General features: G+C 71.6%; 17 protein-coding genes. 9 read left to right on the top strand and 8 right to left on the bottom strand.

The genetic code is table 11. The features are described from left to right. Positions 1 to 127: 127 nt before the first annotated feature. The 4 genes from IT293_19760 to IT293_19745 all read right to left on the bottom strand — a co-directional run bounded on the left by IT293_19760 (position 128) and on the right by IT293_19745 (position 2,335). Positions 128 to 1,039: a hypothetical protein gene (locus tag IT293_19760; protein ID MCC6766899.1), complete on the bottom strand. Its 912-nt coding sequence runs from the start codon at positions 1,037 to 1,039 to the stop codon at positions 128 to 130. Positions 1,040 to 1,157: 118 nt separating this feature from the next. Continuing rightward, positions 1,158 to 1,601 carry a type II toxin-antitoxin system VapC family toxin gene (locus IT293_19755; protein ID MCC6766898.1) on the bottom strand — a complete coding sequence of 148 codons (444 nt, stop codon included), beginning with the start codon at positions 1,599 to 1,601 and terminating at the stop codon, positions 1,158 to 1,160. Next, positions 1,561 to 1,851 (bottom strand): ribbon-helix-helix protein, CopG family, encoded by a 291-nt coding sequence (locus IT293_19750; protein ID MCC6766897.1) that lies wholly within the window; start codon positions 1,849 to 1,851, stop codon positions 1,561 to 1,563. The genes IT293_19755 and IT293_19750 overlap by 41 nt, the downstream gene beginning before the upstream one ends. A gap of 112 nt (positions 1,852 to 1,963) precedes the next feature. Continuing rightward, positions 1,964 to 2,335: a hypothetical protein gene (locus IT293_19745; GenBank protein MCC6766896.1), complete on the bottom strand. Its 372-nt coding sequence runs from the start codon at positions 2,333 to 2,335 to the stop codon at positions 1,964 to 1,966. 73 nt (positions 2,336 to 2,408) lie between these two features. On the opposite strand from IT293_19745, the gene IT293_19740 reads away from it, so the two are divergent. Further along, entirely contained in the window at positions 2,409 to 2,546 is a 138-nt protein-coding gene (locus tag IT293_19740) for a hypothetical protein (protein MCC6766895.1), read from the top strand. A gap of 15 nt (positions 2,547 to 2,561) precedes the next feature. Here IT293_19740 and IT293_19735 read toward each other — a convergent pair whose 3' ends face one another. Continuing rightward, positions 2,562 to 4,709 carry a PAS domain S-box protein gene (locus IT293_19735; GenBank protein ID MCC6766894.1) on the bottom strand — a complete coding sequence of 716 codons (2,148 nt, stop codon included), beginning with the start codon at positions 4,707 to 4,709 and terminating at the stop codon, positions 2,562 to 2,564. Between the two features lie 356 nt (positions 4,710 to 5,065). On the opposite strand from IT293_19735, the gene IT293_19730 reads away from it, so the two are divergent. From IT293_19730 to IT293_19710, 5 genes are read left to right on the top strand one after another with little or no spacing between them, the layout of a single operon-like run. Next, the gene (locus tag IT293_19730) at positions 5,066 to 6,931 is read left to right on the top strand and encodes a hypothetical protein (GenBank protein MCC6766893.1); all 1,866 of its coding nucleotides are present in this window, start codon (positions 5,066 to 5,068) and stop codon (positions 6,929 to 6,931) included. A gap of 35 nt (positions 6,932 to 6,966) precedes the next feature. Next, the gene (locus IT293_19725; GenBank protein MCC6766892.1) at positions 6,967 to 9,303 is read left to right on the top strand and encodes a hypothetical protein; all 2,337 of its coding nucleotides are present in this window, start codon (positions 6,967 to 6,969) and stop codon (positions 9,301 to 9,303) included. Positions 9,304 to 9,332: 29 nt separating this feature from the next. Next, the gene (locus IT293_19720) at positions 9,333 to 13,100 is read left to right on the top strand and encodes a hypothetical protein (protein MCC6766891.1); all 3,768 of its coding nucleotides are present in this window, start codon (positions 9,333 to 9,335) and stop codon (positions 13,098 to 13,100) included. 11 nt (positions 13,101 to 13,111) lie between these two features. Next, positions 13,112 to 15,214 carry a hypothetical protein gene (locus IT293_19715; protein MCC6766890.1) on the top strand — a complete coding sequence of 701 codons (2,103 nt, stop codon included), beginning with the start codon at positions 13,112 to 13,114 and terminating at the stop codon, positions 15,212 to 15,214. After that, a complete protein-coding gene (locus tag IT293_19710; GenBank protein ID MCC6766889.1) occupies positions 15,202 to 16,026 on the top strand; it encodes a hypothetical protein in 825 nt (274 codons plus the stop codon). The genes IT293_19715 and IT293_19710 overlap by 13 nt, the downstream gene beginning before the upstream one ends. Positions 16,027 to 16,121: 95 nt before the next feature. Here the strand turns inward: IT293_19710 and IT293_19705 are convergent, their stop codons facing one another. The 3 genes from IT293_19705 to IT293_19695 form a co-directional block, all read right to left on the bottom strand. Beyond that, a complete protein-coding gene (locus tag IT293_19705) occupies positions 16,122 to 16,634 on the bottom strand; it encodes a hypothetical protein (GenBank protein ID MCC6766888.1) in 513 nt (170 codons plus the stop codon). Continuing rightward, positions 16,634 to 17,455, bottom strand: coding sequence for a hypothetical protein (locus tag IT293_19700; protein ID MCC6766887.1), 822 nt, complete (start codon positions 17,453 to 17,455; stop codon positions 16,634 to 16,636). Before IT293_19700 ends, IT293_19705 begins: the two co-directional genes overlap by 1 nt. A 100-nt stretch (positions 17,456 to 17,555) precedes the next feature. Continuing rightward, positions 17,556 to 18,794, bottom strand: coding sequence for a hypothetical protein (locus tag IT293_19695; protein ID MCC6766886.1), 1,239 nt, complete (start codon positions 18,792 to 18,794; stop codon positions 17,556 to 17,558). 202 nt (positions 18,795 to 18,996) lie between these two features. Here IT293_19695 and IT293_19690 point away from each other — a divergent pair, with 202 nt between their 5' ends. From IT293_19690 to IT293_19680, 3 genes are all read left to right on the top strand, one after another. Then, complete coding sequence (locus tag IT293_19690) at positions 18,997 to 19,947, top strand: CoA-binding protein (GenBank protein MCC6766885.1); 951 nt, start codon at positions 18,997 to 18,999, stop codon at positions 19,945 to 19,947. Positions 19,948 to 19,957: 10 nt separating this feature from the next. Beyond that, on the top strand, positions 19,958 to 20,179 hold the full coding sequence (locus IT293_19685) for a hypothetical protein (protein ID MCC6766884.1): 222 nt from the start codon (positions 19,958 to 19,960) through the stop codon (positions 20,177 to 20,179). A 16-nt stretch (positions 20,180 to 20,195) separates the two neighbouring features. After that, a partial coding sequence (locus tag IT293_19680; GenBank protein ID MCC6766883.1) for an SDR family NAD(P)-dependent oxidoreductase occupies positions 20,196 to 20,854 on the top strand: 659 nt, incomplete at its 3' end.

Raw genomic sequence — 20,854 nt, 5'->3', positions numbered from 1 at the left:
CTCAGGCCGTACTCGCGCCTCGCTCCTCAACGGACTGTCCAGTCCGCCTGCGTCGCTCGGCGCTCCGTTCGGCCCGATCTGGCGCACGCTTGACGCTCTCGCGACGTGGACCTGGTGAGAAATGCGGTCAGACCGACGCGGCCGTCGCGCCCGCGGCGTTTACGAGCGCGAGCGCGTCGGGCCGGACGTGGCGGCGCTGGATCTCCTCCTCCACGACCGACAACGGGAACGCGCCTGCGGCGAGCGCTTCGCGGAGCAGGCCGAAGAAGAAGCGCTCCTGCCTGGGATCGGGATGCTGCTTGTACGTGCCACGCGGCCCCCCGTGCTCGCCGCGCAGACGCGCCAGCGCGCGGATGAAGAACGACCGCGAGTAGGCATCGAGATGCCGGCCGCGCGGGGTGAAGTCGGCGGGCAGGCCGGTCTTCCACGGCTGCGTACGGCGGTGCGTGTTGTGGATGAGCTTCGTCGTCGCGTCGAGCGTGTCGAAGTGGTTCCATTGCTCCTCGAGCTCGCCCACCAGCCCGGGCGGCTCGAGCAGGAGCCACATCCACTGGTCGTAGTCGCGCTCGAAGGCGAAGAGCTTCGCGAAATCCTGCGCGGCGTTCCAGTGGCGGAGCTTGGCGCAGTCGAGGAGCATCACGCTCGACGCCCAGTGTCCGGGCTTCCGTCCGCCCGCCGGCATGCGCTTGGCGAGCACGCCGTGTCCGCGCATGTCGCGCCGCAACAGCTCGGCGACGTCGCCGACCGCGAACACGTCGGGGTCCACCACGACCGCCCGGCCCTCGTACCCCATGAGGCGCGGCGGCTCGAAACGGAGCGGCGGAAACGACTGCAGATCGTCCTCGACCCAGAGTACCTTGCGGCCGTCGCGGAGGTACGCCTGGCCGTCGCGCTCCTTGATGAAGGGATAGTCGTCGGTCCAGATGATGCGAACGTCGAAGGCGTCGGGGGTCTTGGAGCGCGACGTCAGCGAGTACGCCGACACCAGGGCGCCGAGACGTTGCTTCCGGTTGGTGTGGATGAAGACGGTGTCGCGCATCGACCCGGTTCCCCTGGTACCGCAACCGGGTCCAAAGCGAAAGTCAGAGGCGTCTCGAGACGCGATCTGGTGATCCGGGGGGAACTGCGGCGTCGTGCGGGAGCCGCGGCGATCGTGCTCACCGCGGCGATCGCATCCGGCCCCAGAAGCGGAATCCGGCGAGGGCGAAGTCGCGATCGAAGCCCAGCACGGCCGCGCATGGCTCGGACTCCATCACGGCGAAGCTGACGGCGTCGGTGTACGTGATCCGTTGGTCGCCGAGACGGGAAATCCAGCCGCGTGCGGCCGCGTGATGGGAAGCGGTCGGAAAGACGATGCGCACGCGCGGGCTCGCTTCGATGCGGTCGATGGCGGTCGCGGCGGCAGGGATGCCCGCGCGGAACAGAAGCAGCCGGTGCACCTCGGCGAGAACGAGATTCGTGGTCAGGAGTGGCGTCTGCTCCCGTACGGCTCGCCGGAAGAGATCGTCCGCGTCGGTGTGGTGTTGGTCGCGGGCGCTGAACAACGCGATCCAGGCGCCACTATCGACCAGGACGCTTCCGCGCCGTTCTCGTCTTGCCATGGTACGCGGGGGCGCGTTCGGCGACGAAGGTCGCGCCGAGGTGCTCGTCGAAGCGTTCGCTGAGATCCGAGGGCAAGCCATCGATCATGCCGCTCGCGGTCAGGAGCGGATCGTCGCGGGTTTCCGACCGCAACAGCGCGCGAACGGCGGCGCGGATCGTTTGGGACTTCGTCCAGCCGCGTGCGCGCGACCAGGCATCGAGACGGTCGAGGTCGTCGTCTTCGAGATAGACCTGCAACGGCCGGCTCATGAAGCGAGCGTATCATCGTCATGATGCGACGGCCAATGGGCCATGAGACTGGTGAGCTCGCCCGTGACGTTCCGGGTCGGTGCGGTGCGCGCCGGCGTGCGCTCCGAGCGGTTCAGGGCGTCGAGGGCTCCGGCAGGCGGCGCGTCGCGAACACGTACTTCTCGACCGGGCGCCCGCCGATCAGGTGCTCCTGAATGATGCGCTCGAGCACCGCGGGCGTGCAGGAGTGGTACCAGGTCCCCTCCGGATAGACGACGGCGATCGGTCCATCCTGGCACACCTGCAGGCAGTTGGCCTTCGTGCGGTAGACGCCGCCCTTTCCGACCAGGCCGAGCTCCTTCAATCGCGCCTTCAAGAACGCCCACGATGCGAGGCTGTCGGCCCGCTCGCTGCACTTCGGCTTGGTCTGGTCGCAGCAGAGGAAGATGTGCCGGCGGATGGACCCGATGCCGAGCTCGCCGGCGATCTTCGGTAGGCGCGCCATCGCGGCCACCGTAGCGGAAGCCGGCGGCGGGCGCACGCCGCCGATTTCGCTTCCTCGCCTCGGCGGTCAGTGCATGGCCAGGTTCGGTGACTGCAACGGGATTCCGGTGGACGGCTGCGAGGTGAACACGCTGTCCGACAACAACAACTGCGGCGCCTGCGCGAGCGTCTGCCCGAATCCGCTGAACTGCGTGAACGCGATGTGCCAGTAATCGGGGCGGCGCGCGTCAGTGACGGGCGGACGACACGCCGCCCGTCGCCGACGCGCGCATCCCCGCGAGGCAGGCGAGCAGCGCGCGCGTCTTGACCGGCTTCGAGAGCAGCTCGGGCCGGATGCCCCCGACCCGGAGCAGCTCGCCGCGTGCCGCGGTCGGCGCCAGCACGACGAGCGGCGGCAGGTCGGCGTGCTCGCGCTCGAGCATGGCGAGGTGCCAGGGCGTCTCGCGCACGTCGCTCGGGAGGTCGATCACCAAGGCGTCGAAGCGTTCGCCGTGCGCGCGGGTGGCGTGGAGCTCGGCGAGCGTTTCGCCGATCGTCGACGTGACGAGCGCGCGCGCCCCCGCCGCGCGCAGCGTGTGCTCGAGGTGCCGCGCGCTGGCCGCGTTGGAGCTCATCACCGACACGAAGGCGCCGTGCAGAGCGGGCATCGCCGTCGCGATCGGCGGTCCGCCGACGCCGTGACGCGCGGTGAACCAGAAGCGGCTGCCGGCGTCCGGCACGCTGTCCACCCCGATCGTTCCGCCCATGAGCTTCACGAGGCGCTGCGAGATGGCGAGGCCGAGCCCCGTTCCGCCGAAGCGCCGGGTCATCGACGAGTCGGCCTGGGTGAACGCCTCGAATATCGCGCGCTGCTTGTCGGGCGCGATGCCGATGCCGGTGTCCCGGACGGTTGCGAAGAGCGTCAGCTCCGCCGGCGCGTCGCCGTCGGCGGACGTGCCGGCCGGCGGCGTTTCGGCGGGGGCGCCGCCGGCGCCCGGCGCGATCGCGAGCCGGATCACGACCTCGCCGCGCTCGGTGAACTTGAGCGCGTTGCCCGCGAGGTTGATCAGGATCTGGCGGAGGCGGCCGGGATCGCCGACGAGCGCCGCGGGCAGTCGCTCGTCGACGCAGCCGATCAGCTCGAGGCCCTTGCGGTCGGCCTCGACGGCAAGCGTGTCGAGCACGCCGTCGACGACGTCGCGCGGGTCGAAGGCGATGCGCTCGAGGTCGAGCCGTCCCGCTTCGACGCGCGAGAAGTCGAGCACGTCGTTCAGGATGGTCATGAGCGTCTCGGCGCAGACGCGCGCGCGTTGCAGGAACTCCCGACGCTCGCCGTCGTCGCTCGTGTCGAGCGCGAGCTCGGTCATTCCGAAGATGCCGTTGAGCGGCGTGCGGATCTCGTGGCTCATGGTGGCGAGGAAGTCGCTCTTCACGCGCGCCCCCGCTTCGGCGGCCTCCTTGGCGCGCAGCAAGTCGTCCTCGGCGCGCTTGCGGTCGGTGATGTCGCGGACGAACGCGGTGAAGACCCAGCCGCCGTCGCGGCGGATCGGCGTGGTCGTCATCTCCGCGGTGAAGGTGCCGCCGTCGCGGCGGACGGCGGTCACGACCATGAGGTGGTGGAGGGCGGGGCTGTCGCCGGTCGCGAGGAACCGCTCGACGCTGCGCTCGTAGCCGGCCCGGTGCTCGGGCGCGAGAAGGTCCGTCGCCATCCGGCGGCCGAGGATCTCGCTCGCGGCCCACCCGAAGACGCGCTCGGCCTGCGGGTTCCATCCGACCACGCGCTGGTCGGTGTCGACGGTGACGATGGCGTCGAAGGCGCCGTCGACGACGAGGCGATGGCGCTCCTCGCTCTCGCGGAGCGCGCGGTCGGCGGCGATCTGCCGCTGGATCGCGCGCGTACGGGCGGTCGTGATGACGAGCCCGAGCGCCCCGGTTGCCGCGAGGTTGACCATCCAGTGCACGAAGGCGGCCGTCGGGATATCGCGGGCGATCCAGGCCCAGGCCGCGAGTGCGACGGCCACCGTCGCGAGCGTCGCCCATCCCGTCAGCATCTCGAACGAGGCTCCGAGAAGCACCATGATGAGGACGACCGTCTGCGCCGGATCGCGCGTCAGCGCGACGAACGAGAGCGCATGGGCCACGGCGAGCATGGCCGCGAGGAAGCCGATCGCGTGGACGGCGGCGAGGGGCGCGCGGCGGACCCACCACCCGAGCAGCCCCTGGGCCGCGGCGACCCCCAGCGTGGAGACCGCGTACGGCCACCCCGGGTGGAGGGGCGGAGCGATGACGTAGAGGGCCCCGAGAACGCCATAGATCAGGGCAATCGCAGGCAGGACCGCGACCATGTTCTCGCGCGCCTGCGCGGCCACCTGGCCGTCTGCCTGCCGCCGCTCCACCGGGGGTATATCGGCACGTCGGCCGCGATCCCGGAGTGCGATTTCGCATGGCGATCGCGCGCTCCGGGAGCCCGTGGACGACGAGGAACGCTGCGGCGATCCGCCCGCCTCCGCCGGGGCGCCGGAAGCGCGCGCGATGCGCCGATTCCTCGGGCGCCCGGCAGCGCGCTCCACCCCGATCCGTCGCGCCGGAGGCCAGCGCCGAATGCCGGTAAAGCATTCGCGGGTCAAGAAAAATCTTTCTCCGGGATCGCGCGCCGCGTCTTGACGCCCTGCGCCTTTCCCTCCAAAAGGACGCGCTCGACGTCGCCGAGAGTGCCGCTCGACGCTCGCCCTCCGTACGCCCAAGAGGACCGATGAAGAATCTCACAGTAGTATTCGTGTGCGCCGTGCTGGCCGTCCTCGTCGTGGCGGAACGGAGCGACGCGGCTCTGACGTCCGCGGAAGCCGCCTGCCGGAAGGCGCTCGCGACGGGCGTGCGGAAGCTCGCGACGACGGTCCTGCGCGAGAAGGCGCGCTGTCACGAGCGCCGCATGCAGGGCGTCGTCGCGGCGACCGTCGATTGCAACGACGACGCGCAGCTCTCGCCGAAAGCGCAGGGTAGGATCGCCAAGGTCGCGGCCAAGCTCGACGTGATCGGCGAGGGTAAGTGCGCCGGCGCGGGCGTCGCGCCGCTGGCGATCGGCTTCGATCTCTGCGCCGCGCCCTGCGATGCGATCGCGATCGGCGGTTTCAGCGGCCCGGCGAGCGTCGCCGCGTGCCTCGTCTGCCGCACCCTCGATCAGGCGGCGCTCGCCGCCGAGACCGCGTACGGTACGTTTCCCGAGCCGCCGATCGTCGGCGCCGGCACGCTCGCGCTCGGGTGCCAGAAGGCGGCCCAGGCGGGGCTCCTCAAGTACGCGCTCGCCCGCATGAGCGAGCAGCACAAGTGCCAGTACCTGAAGGATCTCGCGAAGCCGCCGACGAGTCCGCTCCTCGATTGTCGCGGCGCCGACCTGAAGGGCAAGGCGCAGAAGGCGCGACTCAAGCTGAGCCAGACGATCCCGGGCCGCTGCTCGAACGCGACGCTCGCGGATCTTGCGAGCTGCGGAGCGGCGCTGCCCGACGAGATCGGGTGCCTCGAGGACATCGCGGACGCCGCCGGCGACGTCCTCTTCGACGCCGTCTACAATCCGCCCGCGTCGGCGACGCCGACGCCCGGATCGACGCCGACCCCCTCCTCCGTGCTCACGGCGACGCCCACCGCGACGATCCCGGCGACGGCCACCGTCAGCCCGACGCCCACCCTCACGGCGAGTCCGACGCCGACCTTCACTCCGGACGACACGCCGACGGCGACCGCCACGCCCACCCCGACCTTCACGGCGCCGGCCACCGCCACCACGACGCCCACGCCGACGCCGACCGCCACCGCGACGCGTACCCCGACGCCGACCGTGACGGCCACGCCGCTCGGCACGCGGACGTTCACGATCGCCAACGGCGACAACTGCAACTCGATCGGCGCGTGCCCCGCGGGTTGCGGCGACACGGCGGGGAAGACGTGCTTCTTCCTCCAGCCGCCTTCGAGCGGCCAGTGCTGCGGCACCGACAACACCGACTGGGGGACCGCATCGTCGACGGGAACGAGCATCTCCCTGACGGCCGGTGCGCCCGACGCGAGCGGCCGCGCGGTCCTGAACCTCGCCGCGCCGGTCGTGATCGGCGACAAGAAGGCGACGTCCTTCGCGAACGGGTATGCGTGCTGGCGGCTGCGCCAGGACCCCGCGTTCGCGACCAGCGCCGACAGCTTCGTCGACTGCGACGGCGGGACGCGCGCGAACGCCACGTATTCGATCGACAGCAACGGCTCCGGCGCGGCGTTGCCTCCCGTGCTGACGATCGACACGTCGGCGGACGGCGCCGCGCCCGCCGGCGCCGCGATCGTCCGCGTCCTGATGCAGAGCTCGGAGACGGGGAGCGACTCGAGCAACTGCGACACCGTCAACTGGAGCACGATCCCCGATCAGCAGGTCGCGATCGCGACCGGCCAGGTGACGACCACGATCACCAACATGCGGCAGGGCGGCACCGGCACCGCGAGCCGCCGCGGCAACGCGCTCAGCTGCGCGGCGTGGACCGGCACCAACGGCAGCCTCGCCTTCCCGGTCTACGGCCTCGACCAGGCGATCCCGCTCAGCGGCACGCAGGACAAGGCCAACGTCGTCCGCCTGCAGGACTGAAAAGGACACCCCCAATGCGCACGGAGCACCTGCGAATGACGAGAACGTTCGGAACGTGTCTGGCGGCCGCCGCGATCGTGGTCCTCGGCTTCGGGATCGGCGTCGAGGCCCACGACGAGGCCGTCCTCGGCTCGAAGCTGTCCCTGCAGGTGAATCCCGGTACGGGGAAGGCGAAGCTCTCCTCGGTGCAGAGCGGGCTCGGTGTCCATTGGGGCACGGGTGCCAACCCCGGGCAGGTGGCCGGCACGTTCGAGGCCTACTACGTCGACGACCCCGACAACCGCGCGTTGCTCCAGATCCCCGCGCCGTGGACGAGCATCAAGTCGATCACGGCGAAGTACAAGAACGCGGCCGCACCCGGCGGGCCGACCGCGGTCAAGACTGCCTACGTGAAAAATGGCAGCCGTGCCGGCATCGGCGCGCTCGGACTCGGCGGCATCGGCATCGCGGCGGCTCCGGGAAGCGGCGGCATCCTCACGATCCTCACGATCACCAACGCCAACGACGGCGAGACGCACCGCATGTGCTCGCTCTATTCGGTGAGCGCCGGGAGCTTCGTGCGCCACAAGGCGAGCGCCACGAGCCAGAAGCTGCAGCTGAAGCGCGGCGTCGTCGTGGCCTGCCCGACCTGCAGCGACGGCGCGTTGAACGGCCACGAGACCGGCATCGACTGCGGCGGTGAGAGTTGCGCCCCCTGCGCTCCGCCGACCTGCGACGACGGCATCGAGAACGCCGCGGAAACCGACGTCGATTGCGGCGGCGGCACCTGTCCCGCGTGCGCCGACGGAGGCGCCTGCGCGCTCGCCTCCGACTGCGCGAGCGGCGTGTGCGCCGGCAACGTCTGTCAGGCGCCGGCGTGCGACGACGGCGTCACGAACGGCGGCGAGTCCGACGTCGACTGCGGCGGCGCGTGCGGCGATTGCGGGCCGGGCCAGACGTGCAACCTGGCCGGCGACTGCGACAGCAACGTCTGCGCCGGGAACGTCTGCCAGGGTCCGGGATGCAGCGACGGCGTGCAGAATGGCGTCGAGACCGGTGTCGACTGCGGCGGCGGCGCGTGCCCCGGCTGCGACGCGGGCGGCGCCTGCAACGTGCCGGCGGACTGCGCGAGCGGCGTCTGCACCGGCAATCTCTGCCAGGCGGCGACCTGCACCGACGGCATACGGAATGGCGCGGAGACCGACGTCGACTGCGGCGGCGGCACGTGCTCCGACTGCGCCCCGGGCGGCGCGTGCGTCACGGGCGGCGATTGCACGAGCGGCGTCTGCACCGCGAGCGTCTGCCAGGCGCCGACCTGCGCGGACGGCGTGCGCAACGCCGCCGAGACCGACGTCGATTGCGGCGGCGGCACGTGTCCGGGCTGTCCCGACGGTGATCAGTGCGTCGTCCACTCCGACTGCGCCGGCGGTCCGTGCCTCGCCGGCATCTGTCAGACGCCGAGCTGCGTCGACGGCTTCCAGAACGGCGCCGAGACCGACGTCGACTGCGGCGGCGGCACGTGTCCGGGCTGCGCGACGGGCGAGACCTGCGCGGTCGCCGGCGACTGCGCGAGCCTGGTCTGCACGGGCGCCGTGTGCCAGGCGCCGACCTGCGCCGACGGTGTCGAGAACGGCGCCGAGACCGACGTCGACTGCGGCGGTCCGACCTGCGGCGCTTGCGATCCCGGCGAGGGGTGCGCGGTCGGCGGCGACTGTAGCAGCGGCGTGTGTTCCGGCGGCTTCTGCCAGAACCCGAGCTGCTCCGACGGCGTGCAGAACGGCAGCGAGACCGGCCTCGACTGCGGCGGCGGCTGCCCGGACTGCGGCGCGGGCGGCGGCTGCCTCTCGGGCGCCGACTGCACGAGCGGCGTCTGCGCCGGCAACGTCTGCCAGGCGCCGACGTGCGCCGACGGCGTGAAGAACGGAGCCGAGACCGACGTCGACTGCGGCGGAGCGTCGTGCGGCGACTGCGCGCTGAACCAGCTCTGCCTGGTCGGCGGCGACTGTCTCACCGGTTCCTGCAACGGCGGCCTCTGCAAGTGCCCGGCGCAGCTCTTCACGTTCACCGTGAACAGCAACAGCGGCGGCCTCTTCGACTCCGCCGAGTGGCCGGGCGGCACGGCGACGCAGAACGGGCCGTCGGTCTGCAACGTCACCATCAACCGGCCGGCCGGCAACATCGATCTCGTCTGCAGCCTCTCGAACCGCTTCTCGGTCGCGAGCTGGAACGGCTACGCGAACTGCTTCGGGACGGGCGGCGAGGACGGTGACGGATGCCAGCCGGTCTCGTGTCCGCCGTTGGGCATCGGCTCGTGCTGCACGGGGCGGCCGTCGTGCTCGGCGGCGCTGAACGGCTCGGGCAGCGCGCGCTACTTCGTGCAGTGCAACCCGTGACCGAACGGCGAAGGGGAGGGCGCACGCGGATGCGATCGCGATCGACGACGGCGGCGGCGCTCGCGGCGTGCGCCGGCTTCGTGCTCGGCGCGGCCTCCGCGCGCGCGGCGGACGTCGGGGTCGCCGGCAAGAGCGCGCTCGTGAGCGTGCGCCCGGCGAGCGGCGTCGCGAAGCTCCGCTCGTCGCAGGCGGGCGCGGGGAGCCAGTTCGGTCCGAGCAGCCCGCTCGGCGAGGTCTCCGGCTCCTTCGAGGTCTTCTACGCCGACACGCCGCAGAACAAGGGCGCGCTGCCGCTGCCGGCCCCGTGGACCAGCAACTCGGGCGTCGTCGCGACCTACAAGAACAAGCTCGCGCCGGCCGGGCCGACCGCCGTGAGCAGCGTGAAGATCGTCGCCGGGAAGAGCGCGAAGCTCTCGGCGAAGGGCGTCGGCGGCATCGACCTCTCGTCACCGCCCGGCCCGGGCGGCGTGATCACCGTCCTCACCGTCCACAACGCCTCCGACGGCTCCACGCACCGCATGTGCACGCGCTACGCGACGGCCGACGGCAGCCGCGTCGTCTACAAGTCGAAGCCGACGGGGGTGACGCTCTCCTTGAAGAAGGGCGTGCCGGCGACGTGCCCGAGCTGCGGCGACGGCGTCCGGAACGGTAGCGAGACCGACGTCGACTGCGGCGGCGCCTGCGCCGCGTGCGGCGACGGCCAAGCGTGCGGCGTCGCCGCCGACTGCCAGAGCGGCATGTGCGTCGCCGGCGCCTGCGAGCCCGCCGCCTGCGACGACGGCCAGCGCAACGGCCTCGAGACCGACGTCGATTGCGGCGGGCCGGCGTGTCCGGCGTGCGTGGTCGGCGACGGGTGCGCCACCGGCAGCGACTGCCTTTCGGGCCTCTGCACCAACGGGACGTGCACCCCGGCCCCGTGCGACGACGGCATCCGGAACGGCGCCGAGACCGACGTCGATTGCGGCGGCGGCGCGTGCCAGCTCTGTCCGAACGGCGACCACTGCGCGGTCGGTGACGATTGCGACAGCGGCAACTGCCTCGCCGGCACCTGCCAGACGCCGACCTGCATGGACGGCGTGAAGAACGGCAGTGAGACCGACGTCGACTGCGGCGGCCCGAGCTGCCCCGCCTGTCAGCCGCTCGTGCTGGTGATCGACGCGCCGGTCCACGGGGTCTTCTCGCAGGCGTCGAACGTGGTGGTGAGCGGTCACACGACCGGCGTCACGCCGGCCAACGCCGATCTCGAGATCAACGGCATCGCGGTGCCGCTGCAGTCGGACGGCACGTTCAGCACGTCGCTGCCGCTCGCGGCGGCGACGATCTTCAACCCCTTCCACGCGAAGCTGCGGCGCATCTCCGACGGCCGGATCGCGTACGACCGCGTCGTCGTGATCGCGGGGGCGTCGGTCGCCAACGGCGCCTACTCGCCCGACGCCGTCGGCATGCGCATCACGGACGACGGCTTCGACGCGATCGAGCCGGTCGCGACGACGCTGCTCGACATCGATCCCGCGACCTTCATGGCAGCGGGGACGATCGTGAAGGACGACTATTGCTACGCGCCACTCGGCGCGCTCTGCCTCGGCTCCGTCGACGTCAGCATCAGCGGCACCCCGCCGCCGAGCCTCGGGGGAGTGGCCATCGCCCTCGATGCGACGCCGGGTGCGGTACAGGGCGTCTTCGAGCTCCAGAACCTGCGGGTCACGGCGAACATCGACAACGCGTCGGGCATCCCGCTCCACTGCGAGCTCCACCTCGTCGTGCCGACCACGACCATCAGCGGCGCCTTCGATCTCGCGCCGCTCGTACCGCAGCCGACCAAGGTCGACGTGACGCAGCTGTCGCCGATCAGCGTCGGCATCGCCGGCCTCACCTATACGAGCGATTGCGATGGACTCCTCGGCGACCTCGAGGAGGCGCTCATCGGGAGCGCGATCGGCGACCTCGGCGCGCTCTTCGCCGACGGCATGGAGAGCTTCCTCAATCAGACGGACGCGAGCGGGAATACGCCGATCGCGGGCGCCATCGAGACTGCGCTCGCGGGCGTCGACATCGCGGGACCGGTCGGTGCCGGGCTCGGCATCGACCTCGATGCGCCCTTCACCGCCATCACCGAGAGCCCGACCGGGGTCACGATGGCCGTGAACATCCGCGCCACGACGCCGTCGCCGCATCCGCTGGCGCCGATCCTGCCGGCGAGCCTCCACGTGCCCGAGGCGTTCCCGACCTTCCCGAACGGGACGCCGGTCCAGAGCCTGCCCTACGGCATCGGCTTCGCGATCTCGACCTCCGGCTTCAACCAGCTGCTGCGGGGCCAGATCGAGAACGGCCTCCTCCAGAGCACGATCACCGAGATCGACCTCGGCGCCGGCCCGGTGCAGCTCACGGCCGGGCTCTTCGCGGCGATCTTCCCCGAGCTCGGGGTGCTGCCGCCCGCGACGCCGATCGCGATCCGCATCGCGCCGACGCTGGCGCCGATCCTGACCGGCAACGCCGGCCCCGCCGGCGAGCTCGGCGAGATCCGCATGGCGCACATCCGCGCCGAGTTCGTGCAGAACATCGGGCTCCCGACCGAGACGGTGCACCTGGCGCTCGCCGCCGACGCGCGGGTCGGCCTCCAGCTCGCGTTCCAGCCGGGCGGCATCGGCTTCGTGCTTGAGCCGCCGGCGCCCGAGGACGTGACGATCGCGCTCCTCGCGAACCCGCTCGGTATCAACGAGGTCACGCTGCAGTCGTTCCTGCCGTCGGTCCTGGCTGGCTTCCTCCCCGATCTCGCGGGGGCGCTACAAGCGTTCCCGCTGCCGCAGTTCTTCGGCCTGAGCCTGACCGGCGTCGAGGTCTCGCGCGTCGGGCAATACTATTCGATCTTCGCGAACCTCGAGTCCGCCTGCACCTCGGGCGCGACCTGCATCAGCGGCGTCTGCTTCGACGGCGCCTGTCAGCCCCCGACGTGCGCCGACGGCGTGAAGAACGGCGGTGAGACGGCGATCGACTGCGGCGGCGGTGGATGCTCCGGGTGTCCGGTCGGGTCGGGGTGCTTCCTCCATACCGATTGCGCCGTTGGCGGCTGCTCGGGCGGCCTCTGCCAGCCGACCTGCTCGGTTGGCTCGGAGTGCCCGAGCGGCGTCTGCACGAACGGCTTCTGCCGCGTCCCGAACTGCGCCGACACCGTCGAGAACGGCGCCGAAACCGGGATCGATTGCGGCGGTGGCCGTTGCCTCCCGTGCGACACCGGCGGCGGCTGCAACGGCGCGGCGGATTGTCAGAGCGGCGTCTGCGCGGGGAGCGTGTGCCAGGCGCCGACCTGTACCGACGGCGTGAAGAACGGCATCGAGACCGACGTCGACTGCGGCGGCGGGACGTGCTCGACCTGCGGGCTCGGCAAGGTGTGCGGGCAGAACGCCGATTGCACCTCGACCTCCTGCCACGGCGCGCACTGCACCTGCGGCGACCGCCTCTTCACCTTCAGCATCGCCAGCAACACCGGCGGCGTCTTCGACTCGGCCGAGTGGCCGGGTGGAACCGCGAGCCAGGCCGCGTCGCCCGGCTGCGACGTCACCATCAACCGGCCGGGCAACAATATCGACCTCGCCTGCACGCTCGCGTCGCCGTTCTCGGTGCAGGGGTGGCACGGCTACGCCAACTGCTTCGGCGCGGGCGGCGAGGACGGCGACGGCTGCCAGGCCGACTCGTGCCCGCCGGCCGGCGTGCCGTCGTGCTGCAGCGGCCGGCCGTCGTGCTCGGCGGCGCTCAACGGTTCGGGGAGCGCCCGCTACTTCGTCCAGTGTCTGCAATGAGGAGGCTCCGCATGCATCGCTCGTTCGCTCCGCTGCTCGCGGCGCTCGCGATCGCCGCGCTTCCGGCCGCGGCGTCGGCCTCCGACGTCGGCGTGTCCGGCACGTCGCTCCAGCTCCAGCAGAAGCTCTTTTCGGCGACGGCGCGGGTGAAGTCGGTGCAGAAGGGCGTCGACGTGCACCTCGGTCCGGCGGCGACGCCGGCGCAGCTGACGGGGAGGCTCGAGGTCTTCTACGTCGACGCGCCGGGCAACAGGAGCGTGCTCACGGCTCCTCCGCCCTGGGCGAGCGTCACGCCGTCGCAGGCGAAGTATAAGAACAAGATCGCGCCCGCCGGTCCGACCGTCGTGAACGCCGCCATGGTGAAGGCGGGCAAGTTGGCGCAGCTCTCCGCCAAGGGTCTCGGCGGCATCGACCTTTCGCAGGCGCCCGGTGTGGGCGGCATCCTCGTCGTCTTCACCCTCGAGAACGCCGCCGGGCCGGCGACCGCCCGCTTCTGCACCAAGTACGCGGTCTCGGCGGGCAGCGTCGTCGACCACCAGGTGACGTCGAGCGGCTATCGGCTGAAGGCGAAGCGCGGCGTTCCGACTGCGTGCCCGAGCTGCACCGATGGCGTGCGGAACGGGGGCGAGACCGGCGTCGACTGTGGCGGCGGCGCGTGCGGCGCCTGCGGCGATGGCTCGGGCTGCGCGAGCGCCAGCGATTGCCTCTCCGGCATCTGCACGGCCGGGGTCTGTGCCCCAGCCAGCTGCACCGACGGTCAGCAGAACGGTGACGAAAGCGACGTCGACTGTGGCGGCTCGGCCTGCGGCGGTTGCGCCGACGGCGAGGACTGCGACGGCAACGGCGACTGTACGAGCGGGGTCTGCGGCGCCGGCGTTTGCCAGGCGCCGAGCTGCAGCGATGGCATCGGGAACGGCGGCGAGACGGGCGTCGACTGCGGCGGCGGCGCATGCCCGGCGTGCGATCCCGGCCAGGGTTGCGCGGCGGCGAGCGACTGCACGACCCAGGTCTGCGCCGGGAACGTCTGCCAGGCCGCGGCCTGCAACGACGGCATCGAAAACGGCAACGAGACCGGCGTCGACTGCGGCTGGACGTGTCCCGGCTGCGCCGACGGCGAGGGCTGCGCGAGCGGCGGCGACTGCCAGAGCGGCGTCTGCGCCGGCAACGTCTGCCAGGCCCCGAGTTGCGCCGACGGCGTTCCGAACGGCATGGAGACCGACGTCGATTGCGGCGGCCCGTGCGCGCCCTGCGGCGACGGCGACGCGTGCGGCGTCGCGGCGGATTGCCAGAGCGGCGTCTGCACGAGCGGCACGTGCCAGGCGCCGGCGTGCACCGACGGCGTCGACAACGGCGCCGAGACCGACGTCGACTGCGGCGGCCCCGCGTGCCCCGATTGCGCGAACGGCGGCGGCTGTCTCGTCCCGGGCGATTGCGGCTCCGGCGTCTGTGTCGCGAACGTCTGCCAGGCGCCGAGCTGCACCGACGGCGTGAAGAACGGCGGCGAGACCGACGTCGATTGCGGCGGTCCGGCGTGCGCCGACTGCGGCACCGGCGACGCCTGCCTCTCCGGCGCCGACTGCCAGAGCGGCGTCTGCTTCGACGAGCTCTGCCAGGCGCCGACCTGCGTCGACGGCGTGGAGAACGGCGCCGAGACCGATCTGGACTGCGGCGGCGCGGCGTGTCCGGACTGCGCCGTGAACCAGCACTGTCTGATCGCCGGCGACTGCGTCTCGAACTTCTGCACGAGCGGACTCTGCAAGTGCCCGAGCCAGACCTTCACCTTCACCATGAACAGCAACTCGGGCGGCCCCTTCGACTCGGCCGAGTGGCCGGGCGGCACCGCGAGCCTCGCGGGGGCACCCGGCTGCAGCGTCACCATCAACCGTCCGGGCGGCAACATCGACCTCGTGTGCAGCCTCTCGAACCACTTCTCCGTGAACTCCGCCGTCGGCTACTCGAGCTGCTTCGGGACCGGCGGCGAGGACGGCGACGGCTGCCAGCCGGTCTCGTGCCCGCCGGCCGGCATCGGCTCGTGCTGCGATACGCGGCCGTCGTGCTCCGCGGCGCTCAACGGCTCGGGCAGCGCGCGCTACTTCGTGCAGTGCAATCCCTGAAGCTCATCGTCGCGGGCGTGCTGGCGCTCGGCATGCCGGCGCCGGCCGGAGCGCAATTCGCGACGCCGGCCGACAGCGCATGCATCCAGGCGGTGAACGCCGGCGTCCGCAAGGTCGCGCTCGCGACGAGCAAGCAGCTGCGCGCCTGCGCCGGCTACGCCGCCGACGGCCTTCTCGGCCCGCAGAGCGTCGCCGATTGTGCGGCGGCGCTCGCACCGAAAGCGGTTGCGCAGGCGCTCCTCAAGGCCGACCGGGAGTGCGGCGGTGTACCCCCGACGTTCGGGCCGCCGAGCATCACGGCACCGCCCGCGCTCACGGTCGCCGCGTGCGGTGCGGTGGTCGGCGATCTCTTCGGGCCGACGCCCGAGAGCGCCTTCGTCGCGACGGCGAACGTCCGCGCGTGCCAGGGCGCCGTGCTGAAGGCGATGCGGGGCTGCGTCGACGCGCGCCTCTCCGGTTTCAATCGCTGCAAGAAGGAGGGGTTGAAGCGCGGTTTCGTACGGACGGCGGCCGAGCTCCGGGATGCGTGCCTCGGCACCGGCGCCGAGCAGCCCGACCCGAGCGGCGGCACGATCGCCAAGCGCTGCGCCGCGTACGTCGCGAGCGTCGTCGAGTCGAAGTGCGTCGCGGGCGCGGTCGCGCTCGACGCGGCGTTTCCCGGCTGCGGTACCGGCGACGCCGGCGCGTTCCGCGTGTGCTTCGACGGGCGCATCCGCTGCCGCGTCTGCGCTCTCTTGAACGCCGCCGACGGCCTCACGCGCGACTGCGACCTCTTCGACGACGGCGACGACGGCAACGCGAGCTGCTCGTGAACGGCGCGCCTCCCGCGCGGGTGGGCGGGCGCGAGAAGGCGATGACGTACTGCGCGCCCGCGCCCTGAGCGGCCGGCGCGCGTGGCGGTGCGCGATCAGCGCGAGGGCGTGAGTTGTAGGAGCAACGGCGGCGGCAGGCCCGCGCGCCACGGGTCGACCTCGCCGGCGTACGCGACGCCGCGGACGTCGCGCGTGTAGCGGTGCACGAGCGCGCGCAGGACGATCATGCCGCTCGTGCGGTCGAGCTCGGGCTCGAAGACGGCGATCGTGATCTCGTCCCAGCCGGGCTCGGCGGCGGCGACCGCGGCGGCGAGCGCCGCCGGGCGGGCCAGCCGCCGGAGCCAGCGATGGCGCTCGAGATAGCGGCTCGCCTCGTCGCGCACGGTGGGCGGCGGCTCGGCCATGTGCGCGAGCGGCCCGCCGCCGCGCGGCCGGCCGAACACCTCCATGCCAAGCGAGCGCGAGCGCGGCGCCGAGTACATGCCCCAGCCCGCGAGCTTCCACGGGTTCACGTCGTAGCGGCGCACGAGGCCGATGTGCGCGAGCGGCCAGAGGGTGAGCGCGACGAGCGCGGCGCCGAGGATCGCGGCCTTGGCGCGCGCCGGCATCAGTAGAACACCAGCGCGGGGAGCCAGCCCGCGCGCACCGCCACGAGGGACGCCAGCACGAGCGCGACCGGCGCGACGAGCCGCTGGTGCAGGTCGCTCTCGAGAAAGAGCAGGATCAGGTTGACGTAGAGGAGCCCGAAGAACACCTCCCGCGCCGCGAGCTCGATCGCGAAGATGAGCGCGACCGCCGCCGCCACGGCGAACGGGCGCGTCGGCCGCCAGAGAAGCGCCGCGGGGAGCGCGATCTCGGCGATCCACGTGAGGTTCGAGACGGCGACGACGAGCGGGCTCCGCACGAAATACGGCCCGTCCCCGGGCGCGCCCGTGAAGGCGGTGAGGCGGGCGTACTCGTCGGCCGGCAGGAGCCAGCGGAAGAGCGTGCGGAACGACTCGATCCAGAGCGAGAACCCGAAGTACTCGGCGTGGAAGTAGTAGCCGTGAGCGAGCTTCTGCACGCCCGAGAAGAAGAAGATCACGACCGCGAGCCAGCGCGCCGTCGCGACGTACAGCGTACGCTCCACCTCGTCGCGCGGGTCGAGGAAGGCGCCGAGCAGGCAGAGCATCACCTCGAGATAGGCGTGGTTTCCGGCCGCCGGGAATTCGCGCCACACGACGAAGGCGTGGACGAGGCCGAGCACGAGGAGCGCCGGCCGGCGCCAGCGCGTGAGGAGCGCGGCGAGGCAGAGCAGCGTCGCGGCGCCGAGGCTCGCGACGTAGGCCGGCGAGAGATCCTGCCAGCGCGCGAGGCCCCGACACCAGTACTCGGCGGCGATCACGAGCACGACGATGCGCTCGAAGGCGGCGACTTGCGCCAGGCGCACGGCCGCGTCGCCGCCGCCGAGCCAGGAAAAGAAACGGCCCGCCCCGAGCGAACGGGGCGGGCCGGCTTCACGGGAGCGAGTCAGGCGACCCGCCCGCGCGTTACTGCAGGCACTGCACGAAGTATTGCGCGGATCCCGAGCCGTTCAGCGCCGCCGAGCACGACGGCCGCGTGTTGCAGCACGAGCCGATACCCAAGGGCGGACACGAGACCGGCTGGCAGCCGTCGCCGTCCTCGCCCCCGTTCCCGAAGCAGTTGGAGTAGCCGGAGAAGGCGTTGATCGAGAACGGCGCTGCGAGCGAACAGGTCAAGTCGATGTTGTTGTTCGGGCGGTTGATCGTGACGCTACAACCGGGCACGGCCGACTGGTTCGCCGTGCCGCCCGGCCACTCGGCCGAGTCGAAGGGGCCACCCACGTTGCTGTTCACCGTGAACGTGTAGGCCTGGTTGGGGCATTTGCAGAGCCCGCCCGTGCAGAAGCCGCTCTGGCAATCGCCGTTGGCGACGCAGGATCCGCCGATGCCGCAGCCCGAGCACGGCCCGCCGCAGTCGACGCCGGTTTCTCCCTGGTTCTGGACGCCGTCGGAGCAGGTCGGCGCCTGGCAGAGGCCGGAGGAACAGACGCCGCTCGTGCAGTCAGTGTGGGTGACACAGCTGTCGCCGGGCGGGCACGCCGGACAGTTCAATCCGCCGCAGTCGACGTCGCTCTCTCCCTGGTTCTGGATGCCGTCGCTGCAGGTCGGCGTCGGGACGCAGGTGCCCTCCGTCGCCACCTTCTTGTGCGAGTACTCCTTGGTGGTCTTGTTGATGATGGTGCCGTCGCCGGCCGCGAACTTCACGCTGTAGGAGTCGCCGCCCCCGCCGATCGCGAGGAGCGCGCAGGCGTCGGAGCCGATGTTGGGCGGCGTCACGTTCAAGGGCTGGATCTTGCCGCTCGCCTGGGCCTGGAGCGAGAACACGCCGTTTTTCGCTTTCAGTTGCACCTTCTTGACCGGGCTCTGCTCGCCCTTCGAGTCGCTGTACTTGAAGCCCTTCACGGCGTCGCCGCTCCAGAACGGCTTGCCGGCCGCGTTCGTGCCCTGGGGCAGATTGAAGACCTGCTGGCTCGGAGTCGTGCCGTTGGCGCTGATCGTGAGGGTCGCTCCGTTCACGGCGGGGTTGCCGACGATGGTGTTCGGGCTGCCCTTCTCCTTGGCCTTCACCTGCACCTTGCGCTTGTCGGGGCTGGCCGGATTCTTTGCCTGGAAACCGGAACCGAGAATCGTCTGGTCGGCGGCGTGGACGAGAGGCGCGGCGATCAGCGCACCGAGCGCGATCGCGGCAAATGGGGCGAGCTTCATGGGCTGGACTCCTCCTGTGTGGGTGTTCGAAAGGTTGGGGACTACGGCACTGAGCTTGTGGACTACGGCACTACGGTAGCGTGCCATGGCACGCCGCATCGTGCGACGTCAAGGCGCGGCGCGATCCGGGAGCGCGTGCGGCCGCGCGGCTCCGGCGACGGCGACACGCGCGGCCGCGCGGCTTGACGGTCGCGGGGGCGGCATGTACTTCAACCCGGCCGCGCCGCGGCCCCCGGGCCACCGTATGTCGATCCTCATCAACAAGGACACCACCGTCATCATCCAGGGCATCACCGGCCGCGAGGCCGTGAACCTGACCCGCGAAGGCCTCGACTACGGCACCAGGATCGTCGGCGGCGTGACCCCGGGCCGGGCGGGGCGCGACGTCTATGGCGTTCCGGTCTACGACTGCGTGCGCGACATCACCGCGAAGCAGCCCGTCGACGGCTCGATCGTGACCGTGCCGCCGAAGTTCACCAAGGACGCCGTCTTCGAGGCCATCGAGGCGGGGGTGAAGCTGATCGTCATCGTCACCGAGCGCATTCCCCGCGCCGACGTGGCGCAGATGGTCGAGCTCGCGAAGCTCCGCGGCGCCCGCATCATCGGCCCGAACTGCCTCGGCGTGCTCTCGCCCGACGAAGCCAAGATGGGCGGCCTCGGCGGCCCGGCGGTGAACGTCCGGCGCGCGTTCAAGAAGGGCCCGATCGGGATCATGTCGCGCTCCGGCGGCATGACGACCGAGATCGCCAACACCCTCTCGGCGGCGGCTCTCGGCCAGTCGACCTGCGTGTCGATCGGCGGCGACGCCATCATCGGCTCGACCTATGCCGAGCTCATGCCGCTCTTCGAGGCCGATCCCGAGACCAAGGCGATCGCCATCTACTCCGAGCCCGGCGGCCGCATGGAAGCCGAGCTCGCCGATTGGGTGCGCGAGCACAAGTCACGCTTGCCGATCATCGCCTTCATGGCCGGTCGCTTCATGGACGAGATGCCCGGCATGCGCTTCGGCCACGCCGGCACGATCGTCGAGGGCAAGGCCGACACCACCGCCGACAAGATCGAGCGCATGTACGCCGCCGGGATCTCGGTCGCCGAGCGCATCGAGGACATCCCGGGGCTCGTGAAAGAGCGTCTCGCCAAGGCGGGGCACTGAGGACGGCGCGATGCCGAACGGCATGTTCATCGATGTCCAGGTGGACGCGGCAGCATCGAAGGATGCCGCGGTCGCCAAGAAGCTCACCGAGGTATGTCCGGTGAACATCTTCGCCCAGAAGGAGGACGGCAGCCTCCGCATGGTCGACGAGAACCTCGACGAGTGCACGCTCTGCGACCTCTGCGTGCAGGCCTTCCCCGGCAAGGTGAAGGTCGTCAAACTCTACGAGTAGCGCGGAGGCATCCAGGGTGGCACCGCCGCTCTGCGCCGTCGTCACCGGCGCGTGCTCCGGCATCGGGCGCGAGATCGCGCGCCGCCTCGCCGCGCGCGGCGACTACGCGCTCGTCCTCGTCAGCGAGAACCGCGAGCGCCTCGACGCGATCGCCGGCGAGATCTTCGTCGCGCACGGGACGCTCGTGCACCCCGTCGTCTGCGACCTCGCGCGCCCCGAGTCCGCCGGCGAGCTGCACGCCGCGGTGTGCGCGCTCGGCGTCGACGTCGACGTGCTGGTCGTGAACGCCGGCATGTTCTTCTTCGGCGAGGTGGCCGACGCCGAGCCCGCGAAGGCGAACGTGATGCTCCAGCTGCATGTCGTCACGCCGTCGCTCCTGTGCACGCTCTTCGCGCGCGACATGCGGGCGCGGCGGCGGGGCCGCATCATGCTGACGTCGAGCATCTCCGCGTGGCGCGCGTTCCCCGGCATCGCCTACTACGGCGGCACCAAGACGTATCTCCGCACCTTCGCGGCGGCGCTGCGCTCCGAGCTCGCGCCCTACGGCGTCACCGTCACCACGCTCGCCCCCGGCGCCACCGACACCGGCCTCTACGACCCGACCGTCGTCGACATGGACCGCGCCCGCCGCTTCGGCGTGATGATGGATCCGGGCGAGGTCGCCGACGCGGCGCT

The organism is Deltaproteobacteria bacterium (assembly GCA_020848745.1).
Classification (GTDB): Bacteria; Desulfobacterota; Binatia; order UTPRO1; family UTPRO1; genus UTPRO1.
The sequence above is the reverse complement of the archived record's forward strand: the minus strand, read 5'-3'. Positions and strand labels throughout refer to the sequence as shown.

What these genes read in the sequence shown, in the direction of transcription:
- IT293_19755 (MCC6766898.1), bottom strand. Translation starts at nt 1,601, where the DNA reads ATGGCAAGACGAGAACGGCGCGGAAGCGTCCTGGTCGATAGTGGCGCC.
- IT293_19725 (MCC6766892.1), top strand. Translation starts at nt 6,967, where the DNA reads ATGACGAGAACGTTCGGAACGTGTCTGGCGGCCGCCGCGATCGTGGTC.
- IT293_19750 (MCC6766897.1), bottom strand. Translation starts at nt 1,851, where the DNA reads ATGAGCCGGCCGTTGCAGGTCTATCTCGAAGACGACGACCTCGACCGT.
- IT293_19730 (MCC6766893.1), top strand. Translation starts at nt 5,066, where the DNA reads ATGAAGAATCTCACAGTAGTATTCGTGTGCGCCGTGCTGGCCGTCCTC.
- IT293_19760 (MCC6766899.1), bottom strand. Translation starts at nt 1,039, where the DNA reads ATGCGCGACACCGTCTTCATCCACACCAACCGGAAGCAACGTCTCGGC.
- IT293_19705 (MCC6766888.1), bottom strand. Translation starts at nt 16,634, where the DNA reads ATGCCGGCGCGCGCCAAGGCCGCGATCCTCGGCGCCGCGCTCGTCGCG.
- IT293_19740 (MCC6766895.1), top strand. Translation starts at nt 2,409, where the DNA reads ATGGCCAGGTTCGGTGACTGCAACGGGATTCCGGTGGACGGCTGCGAG.
- IT293_19745 (MCC6766896.1), bottom strand. Translation starts at nt 2,335, where the DNA reads ATGGCGCGCCTACCGAAGATCGCCGGCGAGCTCGGCATCGGGTCCATC.
- IT293_19715 (MCC6766890.1), top strand. Translation starts at nt 13,112, where the DNA reads ATGCATCGCTCGTTCGCTCCGCTGCTCGCGGCGCTCGCGATCGCCGCG.
- IT293_19720 (MCC6766891.1), top strand. Translation starts at nt 9,333, where the DNA reads ATGCGATCGCGATCGACGACGGCGGCGGCGCTCGCGGCGTGCGCCGGC.
- IT293_19690 (MCC6766885.1), top strand. Translation starts at nt 18,997, where the DNA reads ATGTACTTCAACCCGGCCGCGCCGCGGCCCCCGGGCCACCGTATGTCG.
- IT293_19685 (MCC6766884.1), top strand. Translation starts at nt 19,958, where the DNA reads ATGCCGAACGGCATGTTCATCGATGTCCAGGTGGACGCGGCAGCATCG.
- IT293_19695 (MCC6766886.1), bottom strand. Translation starts at nt 18,794, where the DNA reads ATGAAGCTCGCCCCATTTGCCGCGATCGCGCTCGGTGCGCTGATCGCC.